Genomic DNA, 13466 nt, shown 5'->3' with positions numbered 1-13466 from the left:
AAGCCATGAAGCACGACAAGGTCGGCTCCGTGATGACGAGCGACACCGTCCGCGCCGGGTCCACCACACCGTTCAAGGAAGTGGCACGGCTGCTCGCCGACCACCACATCAGCGGGCTTCCGGTGATCGACGAGGACGACAAGGTGATCGGTGTCGTCTCCGAGACGGACCTGACGACGCGCCAGGCCGTGACGGACGACACCGGCTCCGGACCTTGGCACCGGCTGCGGCCGAAAGCGCTGACGCGCGGCGCCCGGAAGCAGGCCGGGAAGGCCGCGGCTCGCACCGCGGGTGAGCTGATGACCACACCCGCGGTGACCGTGCACGCCGACGACACCATCGCCCAGGCCGCCCGCACCATGGCCCGGTGGCGTGTGGAACGGCTGCCGGTCCTGGACGAGGAGGACCGGCTCGTCGGCATCGTGACCCGGCGCGATCTGCTCCAGGTCTTCCTGCGCCCCGACACGGACATCCGCCACGAGGTCGTCCAGGACGTGCTGCTGCGCACCCTGTGGCTGACGCCCGGCAGCGTCGACGTCTCCGTCGACGACGGTGTGGTCACGCTCACGGGCGGGGTGGAGCGCAGGAGCGAGGCGGAGATCGCCGTGTCGATGACCCGCCAGACCGACGGAGTGGTCGCGGTCGTGGACCGGCTGACCCACCGGCTCGACGACACCGGATCGCAGCCCGACGAGCAGGCCCCGCACGGCGTGGCCGACGACTGGCTGCGCGGGTGGTGACGAGCAGGCCCCGCAAGGCGTGGCCGACGACGGGCTGCGCGGATGGTGAGGGCGGGTGCTGCAAAAGGGAGGACGGGCCATGCGCGTGACGGGCGGGCGGCAACCTGCCGCCCGCTCCGCGCGGTTCAGCAGGCGGGGCCCGGGTCGGCGCGCAGGTTCCACTCCACGTCCACGACACCCTCCACCGCGCGCACCAGGCGGGCGGCGACGGGCACCAGGGAGGTGTCCCCGACACGGCCGGTGAGGGTGACCACGCCGCCCGAGACGTCCACCCGGACCGGCTCCGGGGGAGCGGGGAACAGAGGGGCGACGACCTCCCGGCGCACCTCCTCGGCGATCTCCTCGTCCGGGCGCAGGAAGACCTTCAGCAGATCGGCCCGGCTGACCAGCCCCTCCAGCACGCCGTCCGCGTCGACCACCGGCAGCCGCTTGATCCTTCGCTGCGCCATGACACGCGCGGCCTGGGCGAGGGTCGTGCCGGCGCGCACGGTCACCGCGGGGGCCGTCATCAGCTCCCCGGCGGTCACGGCTCCGGCCTTCGCCAGGTCGGACAGCCGGCGCAGCTGGACCTGCCGGGCGGGGTCGCTGTCGCGGAACTCCTCCTTGGGCAGCAGATCGGCCTCCGAGACGACTCCGAGGACGCGGCCCTCGCCCTCCAGCACCGGCAGGGCGCTGACCTTCCACCGCTCCATGATGGCGACGATGTCCTTGAACGGGGCCTCCCGGCCCACCGACACGACGGTGCGCGTCATGACGTCGCTCACGAGGTGCGGGCTGCCGTACATGGTCTCCTCCTGAAGGACTCTCACAGGTCGGATGCGGACGACGGACGGGTCGAGGAAGTGCGCGGGGCCCGTCCTGACGAGCCGACCTGTCGCTTCCAGCGTGTGCCTTCGGGGCCACGTGGACCACGGGCCGCTCGGGCCCGTCCCGGAGTCCGTTCGGCCCAGGCGGCGGAGGCCGCGAGACGGTCGGCCGCGGGTGGGGTCCGGTCGGCCCTATCCGGCCCCGCCGGCCCGGTGGAAGCGTGGGAGGAGAGGAACCTCGCGGCGGGAAGGCGGTGGGGACCATGCAGTCACCCCTGGTCGTCGGCGTCGACGGTTCCGACGGCGCTCTCGTGGCCACGGACTGGGCCGTGGACGAGGCCGTACGGCACGGGATCTCCCTCCGCATCGTTTATGCGTCGCTGTGGGAGCACTACGAGGGAGACGTGCCCGCCTGGAGCCCGGACCGCCCCTCGGAGCAGGTTCTCGCCGAGAACATCGCGTGGACGGCGGTGGAGCACGCGCGGCGCAGGGCGTCCGGCCTCGTCGTCTCGACCGAGGTCCTGCCCGAGGACGCGGCCGCCGCGCTGCTGTCGGAAGGGGCGGCGGGGCGGACCGTGGTCGTCGGTTCCCGGGGCCGGGGAGGACTGGCCGATCTGCTGCTCGGGTCCGTCGGGCTGGTCGTGGCCGCCCGTTCACCGAGCCCCGTGGTCGTCGTACGGGGCGAGCGCGCGGCCCTGGAGTCGCGCCACGAACGCGTACTGCTCGGCGTCGGCGGCGCGGACATCGACGCCCCCGCCGTTCACTTCGCCTTCGGCGAGGCCGCGGCCCGCGGCTGCGAGCTGGACGTCGTCACCGCATGGCGCCGCTCCGCCCGCGAACCGGCCCCGGCCGGTCACCCGCTCATGACCGCGGGCCCGGCCTCCCACCTCGAACGACGCGCCGCCCGGCTCCTCGACAAGGCGATCGAGGCGGCGTCCGAGGACCACGCGGGCGTCCGGGTGCGCCGCACCACCCTGGAGGGACCGGCCCGCACGGTGCTGGTCCAGCGTTCGGCGGCCGCCGACCTGCTGGTGATCGGAGCCCGGCGGCGCGCCGGGCTGGTCGGCATGGAACTTGGAGCGGTGGCCCACCGGGCCCTGCACCACGCCGCCTGCCCGGTCGCCGTCGTACCACAGGGTCACCGCGCGACAGCGGACACCCGAGCGGATCACAGGGCCGAGTGGCCCCTGCCCGCCGGGTGAGGCGGGTGCCAGAGTGAGAGGTGTTCCCTCGGTGTTCCCCCGGACGTACGCCGGCCCGTGGAACCGTCCCTCCCGAGGAGGAGTCATGACCAGCGACATCCTCGCCCGTCCCGAGCTCGGCACTGTCGTCGTCGGTGTCGACGCCTCCCCGACCGCGCGGACCGCCGCCCTGTGGGCCGCCGCCGAGGCCGACCGCAGAGGCAGGCCCCTGCACCTCGTCCACGCCGCCGACACCGACCGGCGGGCCGTGTTCGCCAGAGCGGAGGCGATCCAGGCGGTCCGGGAGGCCGGCCGCGACCTGCTGCTCGCCACCGCCTCGGCCGTCCAGAACCGCTTCCCCGAACTCACCGTCACCCGCGAACTGAGCCGTCAGGAACCGGTGGCGGGTCTGCTGGCCACCGCCGGGCAGCGCGCCACGCTCGTGGTCGGCCGACGGGGCCTCGGAGGGTTCGCCGCCATGGCGCTGGGCTCGGTCAGCCTCGGTGTGGTCTCCCGGGCCCGGGTTCCGGTGATCGTCGTACGAGGCGATGGCGATCGTCCGGAGACGGGCACCGTGACGGCGGCCGTGCGGGGCGCCTCCGACCTCGGCTGGCTGCTGATCGCCGCCGCGGAGGCCGAGGCCCGCAAGGCCTCGCTGCGGATCCTCTCCGTCTGGAACGTCCTCGGACACATCGGCACCGTCGCCACGATGCTGGACGACCTCGACGACATCGCCCACGCCCGCGTCCACGAGGTGAAGCAGCTGGGCGACGCCGTACGGCGGTCCTGCCCGGGTCTGATCGTCCACCACCATGTCGAGACGGCCACCAGCACACCGGGTCTCCTGGTCGAGGCGAGCGCGCACACCGACCTCCTCGTCATGGGGAGCCACCACCGCGCCCTGGGCGTCGGGCCGGCCCTGGGCCGGGTCGCCCACACCGTGCTGCATCACGCGCACTGCCCGGTGGAGATCGTCCCGCCCGACTTCGCCGCCCCCGCTCAGCCCCGGTGACGCGGACGCGCTCGCCGCCGGGCGCGCCGCCGTCGGAGGAACTCCAGTACCCCGGCGCCCGGCACTGCGCCCGGTGGGGTCGCCGACGGGGCCGCCGCCCAGCCGCACGAGCATGTGCACACAGCCCATGGCCGAGTGGGGGCGCGGGCCGTCTCCCGCAGGTCGGGCCACGGGGAAGGTCGCCGCCGAACTGCCGGAGATGCGCGGCCGGCAGCCCCCGCGCCTACCCGCCTCAGGCGGCGGCCGGGAGAGCGGCGACGCGGCGAGGCCGTCGAGCGTCGCCTGCGGCAGCACCCGCCACCGTGCCTGACCCGCAGCCAGTCAGCGGGCTCGTCGTCCCCGGCGCCGAGAACGACGATCCGCGGCCGCTTCTCGAAGCGCGGACCGCCGGGCGCCCGGCGATCCGCGGGACGGGGTCGAAATCGCACTCACCCCGTGCCGGCGCCGGGCCAGGGGGCCAGGGCGTGACGACGACCCGATCGCGGGGACAGCACCGCGGGCCAGGCGTCCACCACCTGCCGACCGCCTCGCGACCGAGCCCGGTGCCCGGCTCCGGCTCGACCTGCGGCATCTCTCCCCGTACGACCCGCAGATCGCGGCCGGGGACGGTGCTCGCCCCCACGCGTACGAGGGCGTCTGCCGGGTCCTCGATCGCCGGGTCCTGCACGACGTCCGGGGCGATCTGCCCTGCGGTGTGGTGGACGAGCGCACGCATTGACCTCACCCCCCACCAGACCTGGCGCGGGGGTCCGGGCCGGGGAAGGGCCGTCCGGTCCCTCGGCGCCGGTCCATGTGCCCGCTCGCGGTGCCGACGGGACGTCAGGTCGCCAGCTGGTAGACGCTTCGGCCCACCAGGAACAACCCCGCCGTCAGCGACACGGCCACGAGCGCCCTGTTCTGGTGGCTCTGGAGCCAGGCCCGCAGCCTCCCCAGGCGGTCGTGGGCGGAGCCGGGCGCGACGGCCGCGTAGATCTCCATCGCCAGCAGACTGCTCGTGGCGAGAACGCAGTACACGGCCAGTGCCAGGTAGGAGGAGGTGTGGGAGAGGTCTGCCTCCACCACCGTCGCCGCGCCGGCCGCCACGAGCCCCCAGGGCTGGAGCAGGGGACCCATCCCCGTGGCGGCCCACACGGAGATCCGGTCGAGCCGCCCCATCATCCCGCCCGAGGACGTGTGCCGAGGGCCGTCGGCCTCGTCACCGGTGTTGTGCCGCGGCCCGCGCCGATGCCGGTACCAGCCGTACCCCACCAGTCCCACGCCGATGGCGAGTTTGACGGCGGACGAGGCCGTGGACGGCGTGGACCGGGCAGCCGGCGGCTTGCCGTCGGTGGCGAACAGGACGATGGCCAGAACGCCCACGAAACAGGCCAGCCAGCCGAGGATGAAAGCCAGGCCCTTCCAGGTCCCCTTACGAGCCGACAGCACCAGGACGAATGCGGTGACCGACAGCGGGAACACCGCGATAGCGAGGCCGATGATCACCAGGTCGAGCACCATCACGGCTCCCGCGCGGGCTGGCGCACCCGACCCGCCAGGCCGCTGTCGCGCATGGTTCCATCTTCACCGCGCCGTCAGAACCGCACAAATCCTCTACGGCGTCGGGGCGGGGGCACCGTCCGCGACGGCTCCCCGCCGACCTCGCCACCGGTCGTCACCCCCTTTCGCGCTCCGCCCGCTCCCGCCGCGACAGGCGGGCGCAACGGCGGCACGCCGGCAGCATGCAGCCAGGGACAGGAGCCGACGGAGCCGGAGGGAGAGGTCCGGACGGTGAGCCGGGCGGCAAGCGGCGGCACAGGCGCGGACGGGGGCGACGGACCGCGGACGACTCAGCCTCCGGCGGCTCCAGGCTGCCGGAGCTGCGCAGGCGGGTCGAAACACGGTTCCCGGGCGGCTCCCCGCCTGGGAACCCTCGATCGGCCGGGCCCACCACCCGCACCGGGACCTGCCGCCCCGGCGGAGGCGGAACCGTCGGGTAGGCCGCCGGGTTCGGGCGCCATGGGGCCCGATGTGCCGGCAGGCGAACTGATCGCCCTCGCCCACGAGGAGAGCGAAGGGACACTCATCCCCCGTGCTCTACAGGCGTGCACCTCGGTGTGTCTCCTGGGACAGGCGGGACCTGTCGGGGACCCGACCCCGGGGTCAGGCCGCCCGTACGCAACACACCTCCAGCGTCAGGTCGAGACGCCGCCCGGCCAGCCCCCGGGCCGCCGTCACGCCGAAGTCGGTCCGGTCGACGCGGGTGACGGCACGGAGGGTGAAGGCGTCCGCGAACACCTCGGAGTCCACGACCGTGAGGCGGACCGGCCGGGAGACTCCGCGGACGGTCAGCGTGCCGGAGACCGTGGTCCCGAGCACCCGGTCGGCGATGAACGTGATCAGCGGGTACCGGTCGGTGTCCAGGAACCTGGCCGACCGTACGTCGGTGTCGCGCCGGGTGTGACCCGTGGAGAAGCTGGCCGCTTCGATCGCCACGCGGATGCGCGACGTGTCGAGCGGCGCCGTGACCTCGACGGTGCCGACGCGGAGGCCGAAGGTGCCGCGCACCGGCAGCAGGCCGAAGAGATGCCTGCTCCTGAAGGAGATGGACGAACTGTCCGTGTCGATCGTGTAGTCACCGAGCCGGGGCGTCGTGGTGACGGTGTGCCCTGTCGTATCCATGCCCCCATTCCACGGCGGCGGGCGCACCGCGCGGCAGGGCGAGCGGTCGGTTCCGCACCCGACGAAGGCATGCTCACGCCGCCCGGCACCCTACTTTCGTAGGGTCCGCCCGAGCCGCAAGTAGCCGGTTCCGGCGGCTCGGTCGGGCCGGAGAAGGGGATGCCCTACGGTAGGCGTCATGACCGACGGACCATGGCACTGCCGGCACCGGCTCGCCGTGGACGGGCTGATCGCCGCCGCCTTCGTCCTGCTCGACACGGGACTCACACTCACCGGTGCCACCTGGTGGCCCGACCGACCCGACACCCTCGCCTGGGTCTTACTGGGCCTCCAGGCGCTCGCCTGCGCCTCCCTCGTCGTGCGCCGCGCCGCCCCGCTGACCGTCGTCGGCGTGCTCGGGGCTTTCACGCTCGTGGTGTCCCTGCTCGTCGAGCCGCTGGACCTGCTGACCCCGGCTCACCCGGGCGGCGTGTGGGCCCCGTTGGCCACGCTGCCCGCCGCGTACGGGCCGATCTTCTACCAACACGATCGCCGCACCGCGTACTTCGCGCTCGCCGCCTTCACCCTCGTCGTCATGCGGCCGTGGGAGCCGTCCGTCACGACCATGACGATCGGGCTGCTGCGTACGGCGGTGGGGCCGCTGCTGGCGCTGTACTTCGACACCCGGCGCACGCTGATGAGGGCACTGGTAGAACGCGCCGAGCGCGCCGAACGTGAACGCCATCTGCTGGCCGAACAGGCCCGCGCCGAGGAACGTGCCCGCCTCGCCGGGGAGATGCACGACGTGGTCACCCACCGGGTGAGCCTGATGGTGCTGCAAGCGGGAGCGCTGAAGGTGACGGCCTCCGACGACACGACCCGGCAGGCGGCGGAGGACCTACGTGCCGCGGGCTGCCAGGCGCTGGAGGAACTGCGCGACCTGGTCGGCATTCTGCGCACCGCGCCCGAGGGCGACGGAACCCCCTCGGTCGCGGGCTTCTCCGACCTGGTCGCCGAGTCCGTGGCGGTGGGGATACCGACCGAGCTGATCGAGGAGGGCGACCCCGCCCTGGCATCGCCCGTCGTCGGACGCACCGCCTACCGTGTGCTGCGCGAGGCGCTGACCAACGTGCGCAAGCACGCGCCCGGTGCCCGGGTGAAGGTGAGCGTGCGCTACGACCAGGCCCGGATGCGGCTGACGGTCCACAACACACCACCTGTCGGAACGCCCCGCGGCGAGCTGGCCGGGACCGGTTCCGGTCTGGGCATCGCCAATCTGCACCGGCGTATCGAGCTGGTGCGCGGCACCCTGCGTGCCGAGCCGTGTTCCGACGGCGGGTTCAGCGTCGAGGCGACGCTGCCCGCGTTCGTCCCGACGGCGGAATCGGAGGTGTGACCATGGCCCGGGTGGTGGTCGTGGACGACGAGCCCATGGTGTGCGTGTTCCTGCGCACCATTCTCGGCTCGGCCCCGGACATCGAGGTCGTCGACGAGGCGCACGACGGAGCGGCCGCCGTCGAGGCCGTGCGCAGCGGCCGCCCCGACGTCGTCCTCATGGACCTGCGCATGCCGGGCATGGACGGCCTGACCGCCATCGAGCACATCACCCGGCTCGCCGACCCGCCGCACATCGTCGTGCTGACCACCTTCGACGCCGACCGGTACGTGCTACGCGCCCTGCGGGCGGGAGCGATCGGCTTCCTGGTGAAGTCCACGCCCCCGGAGGAACTGATCGGCCTCGTCCGCGCCGCCGCCCAGGGCCACACCGTGCTCTCCCCGGCCGCAGCCCGTCGCCTCATCGCCGCGTCCACGGACACTCTCTCGGCCCGCGACCGCGCCCGGGAACTGGCCGGTTCGCTGACCGAGCGGGAGACCCAGGTCCTGGCCGGTCTCGGCGCGGGTCTGTCGAACGCCCAGATCGCCGCGCGGCTCTACCTCTCCGAGGCCACGATCAAGGGCTGTGTCTCGCGGATGCTCGACAAACTGGGCTGCGTCAACCGCACCCAGGCGGGGCTGCTGGCCCACGACGCGGGGATCGTGGAGATGTAGCGAGGAGTCACGAAAGGCCCGCGGCCGAGAGCGCCGGGTGCCACTACACTGCCGCGATGTCGCCAGGCGACACAGCAACTGGCCGGACTGGAACGGTGGGAGAGGTCATGGCAACGGGGGGATGGGGTCCTGGACCCGGCGCGGGGCAACCGGGCGGCAACGGACCGGGCGGCCAGGGCTGGGGAGATCCCTACGGGCCCACGCCCAACGGCCCCGGCGGCCCGAACGGTCCCCATGGCCCCTACGGGCCGAACAACGGCGGCAACCCGTACGGCCCGCCGCCCACCCCGAACCCGTATCCGAACCCGTATCCGGACCCCTACCCCTACGGCCCGCAGCCCGGCGCGCCCGTTCCGGCAGCCCGTCGCCGCAGCTGCCTGTGGTACGTCTCGCCCGTCTTCCTCGGGTTCGCCGTCATCCGCTCCGCCCACCGCCTCGCCACCAAGCTGTTCGTCCACCAGAGCGGGGACCGGATAGTGGACCGCACCGTGGACCGTGTCCAGGTGGCCCGCACGGTGGTCGGTATGGCGGCCACCCTCGGACTGATCCTGATCTACGGCGTGGAGAAGGACCGCTGGGGCAATGCGGCGGAGGAGGGCCTGGGCAACGCGATGGTCATGCCGCTGCTGCTGATCTGCGCGGGGCCCCTGGTCATCCTGGGCTTCATCTTCTACGCGCCCCCGCATCTGCGACCGCACCTGCGGTCCCGGCTGGGCGCCCCGCTCAAGGCGGTCGGCTGGTACGTGCTGACCCTGGTCGTCCTCGTCACGACCATCTACGTCGCGGGCGGCACCAGCCTCAAGGACAACCTGCACGGCTGGCAGATGCTGCCGTTCGCCCTCATCGTGTTGGCGGCCGTCTTCTGGGGACTGCCCTTCCTCTTCCTGGCGTCGCTGTACTCCGCGCGCAGCGCCTTCAACACCGCACATGTCCACCCGATGCTGCCGCCCGTGGTCACCGGCGTCCTGATCTGGGTGCTCGCCCTGTTCAACCTGATCGGCAACGGCATGCCCGAAGGCCCGCCGGTGGCCCGGTTCTGCTCGCTGCTCGGCGGACCGCTGTCGGTGACCGCGGTCTCGGCGTGGGAGATGTGGCGCCTGCGGACCCGCTTCGGAGTCACTGTCCGAAGCTGAGGCAGACCTCCGTCATGGCGTGCCGCGGTGTTGCCGGGGCAACACGCACGTTGCGTGCAACGCGACTGGCAACGAATCCCGAGCGCGGTGCGCGGACCAGGTCAAACACATTGACCCGCAGCCGGGTTGAAGCCCGCAACACCTCTCTGCGTGTGCTGCGCCGAGCATCGCGGCGCGCAACGGGAGCGGGACGGTCCATGCTGTGTGTCCCGAGCGGCGAGCGGCCGTTCGCACCGACGACAGGCTTCCTCGCCCTTGGGCCGGACGCCATGAGGGGAGAGGTCCCATGGACAGCCCTTTGTTAACAGCCAGATCGGCTCTCGTCCTTCTGCTCGCGGCGCTCAGCGGTGGTGTCGCGACGGCTCTGTCGCTGGCGGCCGGCGAGGGCCGCTTCCGCGGCGTCCTGGTCGGACTGGGCGTCGCCGCCCTGGCCGTGTCGTTCTTCAACCGCCTCATCGAGCACGACCAGGCACGCGCCTGCCGACACGTGCAGGAGCGGACCAAGGGAGAAGAGCGTGGGTGAGCTCAGGCCGCTGGGAAACGACCTGCCGGACGCCTCCCGCGCCCTGGCCGAGGCACTCAGAGAGCTGTTCGAAGGGCTGGACATCTCGGTACGCCGCTACGCCGCCCGCCGGCAGTGGGACCCCGGCACACTCTCCCGCTACCTCAGCGGCAGCCGGATCCCGCCCTGGAAGGCCGTGCAGGACCTGTTGGCCGACGTGGGGGAGCACCGCGGCGTGGCCGTCCGGCCGGACCGCACCGCCACATCCGACGGGCTGTGTCAGGGCCCCTTATGGCGCGATCTCGAACACCGGCGGCTGAAGCCCTGCGAGGCATGACCTGTCGGCCGCGTTCGGCGTCTCGAAGAAGGAGAGCGTGATCGCTTGCGCGCAGGTCGACTCGGCGAAGGCGACATGGGCGACGTAGGGGACCGTGACCTGGGTGGAACTGCTCAACGTACGAGCGGCATAGGCCCCGTTGCTCGCCGCGGTCTGGGCGTCGAACCCGGCCGACATGACGAGCGTGGGGATGTCGCTGCGCGTCACCTGCCGGACCGAGCGCGGTGCCGGGGGGACGTCCCAGGCACGGCAGTCCGCGTGGAGCCAGGCGAGTTGGGGCGCGTTGGCCAGCACCGAGCGGGGGAACGACGGGAACGCCCGCCGCCCTGCCCGGATCACGTCGGCCTCGCTCTCGAACGGTGTCCACTCGCGGCAGAAGACACCGTAGGCGAGCCCGTGGGCGACCCTCCCGACGGCCTGCGGACTGAGCTTGCCGCCCGCCCACTGCTCGGCGATCCGCTGCGGATCGCCATGGGCCAGTTCGTCGATGGAGCGGGGCACTCCGGCCGCCAGATGGGTGGCGGAGGTCAGCCAGGTCACCAGGACACCGCCGTCGATGACGACCTTCACCGGCTCCGGCCGGCCCGGCACCGTGACGGACGTGGTGACCGGCCGGGCCTCCACCTCACGGACGAGGCGCTCGAAGGTGGCTTTCAGGTTCGGGTAGCGGCTGTCGCAGGCGGGCTGCTGCGCACAGGCCTCGAACAGGCCGTCGAAACCCTCTCGTGCGGCGCGCCAGGTCACCGCTCCTCCGGCCAGCGAAGGCGGCAGGACACCGTCGATGCCCACCGACCGGACGCCCTGCGGGTGCAGACGCATGTAGAGGAGCGCCAGGTCGGTGCCGTAGGAGATGCCGAACACGTTCCACTGTCTGATGCCGAGTGCCCTGCGCAGATCCGCGTAGTCCGCCGCGCTCTCGGTGCCGTCGTAGGCGCTGAGGTCCGCCCCGCGACGAGCGAGCTGATCAAGGCAGGCGCGCGTCGCCTCGACGTGCAGGCGCCCGGTGGACGGCGCGCCGAGGACGAGGCCGACGGCGCGTGCGTTGAACTCGTCGATGTTCGGGCAGGTGAGCGCCGGGTCGGCCGAGTACGTGCCCCGCTGGGACATGAAGATGACGTCCCGGTCGCGGTTCAGGCCACCGTCGATGGCCAGTTGGGCCTCGGAGACCGCGTCGTCGCCGGGCCCGCCGGCGAACCACACGATCGGGTCGCCCGCCGGTGTGCGGGTGGCCGCCGGAACGATCGCGACTCCGAGGGTGATCTTCCGTCCGTTGTGCCGGGAGCGGTTCTCGGGCACGGTGAGCGTTCCGCAGTGGGCCCCCTCCAGAGCGGGGATCGGGTCGGCCGTCCTCGGACAGGGGCCCGGCACGAAGCGGGCGTGGCCCACGGTCCGGGCGACCGTGCCGAGCTGCGCCCGGGCTGTGGACTCGGCCCGGGCGGGCAGCGCGGCGGCGCCGACGACGAGGGCTCCCGCGGCGACCCCGGCCACCGTGGCCGGGAGCCGTCGCCAGGCGCGGCGGTGGTGGGGCGGGCGCAGGGACATCATGAGTTCTCCGGGAGGGGCGTGATGGTGAACGGTCGCGGCGCGAGTCCCGCCACGCAACGGGCGTCGGGCGCGGCCGGCCGCGTGAGGAAGGAGGCCAGAACCTCCTGAGCGCACGGCGACTGGGGAACCACCCAGTGGCCGATGCCGGGAATCCGCAAGGCGGTCGAACGGGACAGCGTGCGGCCCGCGTACGGGCCCCAGCTCGCCCCCGTCTTCGCGTCGAAGGTGCCGGACACGATGAGCGCCGGGACCCCGCTGACGGTGGTCACCCGCTGGATCGCGGTGCGGTCCGGTACGTCCCAGGCGCGGCACACCTGCTCCTGGAAGGGAAGCTGCGGGGCCTGGGCCAGCACCGTGTCCGGCCACCCGGGAAAGGCCCGCCTTCCCGCGTTCAGCAGGTCGGCCGCCGAATGGCCCGGCACCCACTCGCCGCACGCCACCGAATTCGTCAGCCCGTAGGCGAACTCGCCGACGACGGGCGTCGCACCCGCGGCCCGGGCCCGCGCGAAGCGGTCCGGATCCCCGTGGGCGAGTTCGTCGAGCGCCGCGGGGACGTCGACGGCCGGTACGGCGTTGCCGACGAGCAGGTTCACCAGCGCGCCCCCGTCGAGGACCACCCTCACCGGGTCTCCGCCCCCCGGCGGCCGCGCCGTCAGGGTCAGCGGGTGCGCCTCAAGGCGGCGGACCTGCCTGGTCAGCGTGCGCGGGAGGTCCGGGTAGCGGTTCTTGCAGCGGGGCTGTGCCTCGCAGGCCGCGAAGATCGCACCGATCCCCTCCCGAGCGCTGTCCCAGGTCCACGGCAGGCTCACGATCTGCGGGGGCGCGACCGAGTCGATGGCCACCGAGCGGATGCCCTGGGGGTGCCGGCGCAGATAGGTGAGGGCCAGATCGGTGCCGTACGAGTAGCCGTAGACGTTCCACCGGTCGATCCCCAGCGCCCTGCGCAGGTCGGCGAAGTCCGCCGCGTTCTCGGTGGTGTTGTAGGCGCTCAGCTCGATTCCGTCGGCTGCCAGACGGTCCCGGCACTCCTTCGCGGCCCGCACCAGCAGCCGCCCGGTCGAGGGCGCGTCGTAGCGCAGCCCCACGGCGTCCGCGGAGAACCGGTCGATCTCCGGACAGGCGAGGTTCGGCTGCGAGTAGAGCGTGCCGCGCTGCGCCATGACGATCAGATCGCGATCCCGGTTCACGCCGGAGGCGATCAGGAAGGGGATGCTCCCGAGCGCGTCTCCGCCCGGACCGCCCTCCATGAACACCACCGGGTCCCCGGGCGCCGACGCCGACGCGGCCGGAACGACGGCCACGGCCAGCCGGATGGTCCGACCGCGCTGGCGGGCGGAGCGATCCTCGGGAACCTCCAGGAACCCGCACCGCCCCGGGATCGGCTCCGGCGTGGCCGGGCAGGGAGCGGGCACGAAACGTGCGCGGCTTCCGGGTTGCGGCCCGGTCGCCGACGCGGCACCGCTCGGTGTCGGGGCGAGGGCACCCAGGAGGGCCAGCCCGGCGGCGACGAGTGCCGTCCGGTTC

The 13466-nt window shown here is 73.2% G+C and carries 12 protein-coding genes and 1 pseudogene; 8 read left to right on the top strand and 5 right to left on the bottom strand.

Annotation, left to right across the window (positions count from 1 at the left end; translation table 11 throughout):
* Window positions 1-5: 5 nt before the first annotated feature.
* Window positions 6-740 carry a CBS domain-containing protein gene (locus ABZZ79_RS07795; RefSeq protein ID WP_356687557.1) on the top strand — a complete coding sequence of 245 codons (735 nt, stop codon included), beginning with the start codon at window positions 6-8 and terminating at the stop codon, window positions 738-740.
* A gap of 125 nt (window positions 741-865) precedes the next feature.
* Here the strand turns inward: ABZZ79_RS07795 and ABZZ79_RS07790 are convergent, their stop codons facing one another.
* Window positions 866-1525: a CBS domain-containing protein gene (locus ABZZ79_RS07790; protein ID WP_356687555.1), complete on the bottom strand. Its 660-nt coding sequence runs from the start codon at window positions 1523-1525 to the stop codon at window positions 866-868.
* A 284-nt stretch (window positions 1526-1809) separates the two neighbouring features.
* On the opposite strand from ABZZ79_RS07790, the gene ABZZ79_RS07785 reads away from it, so the two are divergent.
* Together ABZZ79_RS07785 and ABZZ79_RS07780 are read left to right on the top strand one after the other, a co-directional pair.
* On the top strand, window positions 1810-2748 hold the full coding sequence (locus ABZZ79_RS07785; protein WP_356687553.1) for a universal stress protein: 939 nt from the start codon (window positions 1810-1812) through the stop codon (window positions 2746-2748).
* Window positions 2749-2833: 85 nt separating this feature from the next.
* The gene (locus ABZZ79_RS07780; RefSeq protein WP_356687551.1) at window positions 2834-3739 is read left to right on the top strand and encodes a universal stress protein; all 906 of its coding nucleotides are present in this window, start codon (window positions 2834-2836) and stop codon (window positions 3737-3739) included.
* 819 nt (window positions 3740-4558) lie between these two features.
* On the opposite strand, the gene ABZZ79_RS07775 is transcribed toward ABZZ79_RS07780, so the two are convergent.
* Window positions 4559-5236, bottom strand: coding sequence for a GAP family protein (locus ABZZ79_RS07775; RefSeq protein ID WP_356687549.1), 678 nt, complete (start codon window positions 5234-5236; stop codon window positions 4559-4561).
* A gap of 642 nt (window positions 5237-5878) precedes the next feature.
* Window positions 5879-6397 (bottom strand): YceI family protein, encoded by a 519-nt coding sequence (locus tag ABZZ79_RS07770; protein ID WP_356687547.1) that lies wholly within the window; start codon window positions 6395-6397, stop codon window positions 5879-5881.
* 178 nt (window positions 6398-6575) lie between these two features.
* Here ABZZ79_RS07770 and ABZZ79_RS07765 point away from each other — a divergent pair, with 178 nt between their 5' ends.
* From ABZZ79_RS07765 to ABZZ79_RS07745, 5 genes and pseudogenes are all read left to right on the top strand, one after another.
* Window positions 6576-7772 carry a histidine kinase gene (locus tag ABZZ79_RS07765; RefSeq protein WP_356687545.1) on the top strand — a complete coding sequence of 399 codons (1197 nt, stop codon included), beginning with the start codon at window positions 6576-6578 and terminating at the stop codon, window positions 7770-7772.
* A 2-nt stretch (window positions 7773-7774) separates the two neighbouring features.
* Entirely contained in the window at window positions 7775-8425 is a 651-nt protein-coding gene (locus ABZZ79_RS07760; RefSeq protein ID WP_356687543.1) for a response regulator transcription factor, read from the top strand.
* Between the two features lie 107 nt (window positions 8426-8532).
* Window positions 8533-9558 (top strand): hypothetical protein, encoded by a 1026-nt coding sequence (locus ABZZ79_RS07755; protein ID WP_356687541.1) that lies wholly within the window; start codon window positions 8533-8535, stop codon window positions 9556-9558.
* 298 nt (window positions 9559-9856) lie between these two features.
* Window positions 9857-10081 carry a hypothetical protein gene (locus tag ABZZ79_RS07750; RefSeq protein WP_356687539.1) on the top strand — a complete coding sequence of 75 codons (225 nt, stop codon included), beginning with the start codon at window positions 9857-9859 and terminating at the stop codon, window positions 10079-10081.
* Window positions 10074-10313, top strand: a pseudogene (locus ABZZ79_RS07745) (response regulator); the annotation flags it as partial. The gene ABZZ79_RS07750 and the pseudogene ABZZ79_RS07745, both read left to right, overlap by 8 nt.
* 36 nt (window positions 10314-10349) lie before the next feature.
* Here ABZZ79_RS07745 and ABZZ79_RS07740 read toward each other — a convergent pair.
* Both ABZZ79_RS07740 and ABZZ79_RS07735 read right to left on the bottom strand, forming a co-directional pair.
* A complete protein-coding gene (locus ABZZ79_RS07740) occupies window positions 10350-11942 on the bottom strand; it encodes an alpha/beta fold hydrolase (RefSeq protein WP_356687537.1) in 1593 nt (530 codons plus the stop codon).
* A complete protein-coding gene (locus tag ABZZ79_RS07735; RefSeq protein WP_356687535.1) occupies window positions 11939-13243 on the bottom strand; it encodes an alpha/beta fold hydrolase in 1305 nt (434 codons plus the stop codon). Before ABZZ79_RS07735 ends, ABZZ79_RS07740 begins: the two co-directional genes overlap by 4 nt.
* Window positions 13244-13466 lie beyond the last annotated feature (223 nt).

This window comes from Streptomyces sp. NPDC006458 (assembly GCF_040612135.1).
Lineage (GTDB): Bacteria > Actinomycetota > Actinomycetes > Streptomycetales > Streptomycetaceae > Streptomyces.
This window is presented reverse-complemented; position numbering and strand designations above follow the sequence as displayed.

What these genes read in the sequence shown, in the direction of transcription:
- ABZZ79_RS07795 (WP_356687557.1), top strand. Translation starts at nt 6, where the DNA reads ATGAAGCACGACAAGGTCGGCTCCGTGATGACGAGCGACACCGTCCGC.
- ABZZ79_RS07790 (WP_356687555.1), bottom strand. Translation starts at nt 1,525, where the DNA reads ATGTACGGCAGCCCGCACCTCGTGAGCGACGTCATGACGCGCACCGTC.
- ABZZ79_RS07785 (WP_356687553.1), top strand. Translation starts at nt 1,810, where the DNA reads ATGCAGTCACCCCTGGTCGTCGGCGTCGACGGTTCCGACGGCGCTCTC.
- ABZZ79_RS07780 (WP_356687551.1), top strand. Translation starts at nt 2,834, where the DNA reads ATGACCAGCGACATCCTCGCCCGTCCCGAGCTCGGCACTGTCGTCGTC.
- ABZZ79_RS07775 (WP_356687549.1), bottom strand. Translation starts at nt 5,236, where the DNA reads ATGGTGCTCGACCTGGTGATCATCGGCCTCGCTATCGCGGTGTTCCCG.
- ABZZ79_RS07770 (WP_356687547.1), bottom strand. Translation starts at nt 6,397, where the DNA reads ATGGATACGACAGGGCACACCGTCACCACGACGCCCCGGCTCGGTGAC.
- ABZZ79_RS07765 (WP_356687545.1), top strand. Translation starts at nt 6,576, where the DNA reads ATGACCGACGGACCATGGCACTGCCGGCACCGGCTCGCCGTGGACGGG.
- ABZZ79_RS07760 (WP_356687543.1), top strand. Translation starts at nt 7,775, where the DNA reads ATGGCCCGGGTGGTGGTCGTGGACGACGAGCCCATGGTGTGCGTGTTC.
- ABZZ79_RS07755 (WP_356687541.1), top strand. Translation starts at nt 8,533, where the DNA reads ATGGCAACGGGGGGATGGGGTCCTGGACCCGGCGCGGGGCAACCGGGC.
- ABZZ79_RS07740 (WP_356687537.1), bottom strand. Translation starts at nt 11,942, where the DNA reads ATGATGTCCCTGCGCCCGCCCCACCACCGCCGCGCCTGGCGACGGCTC.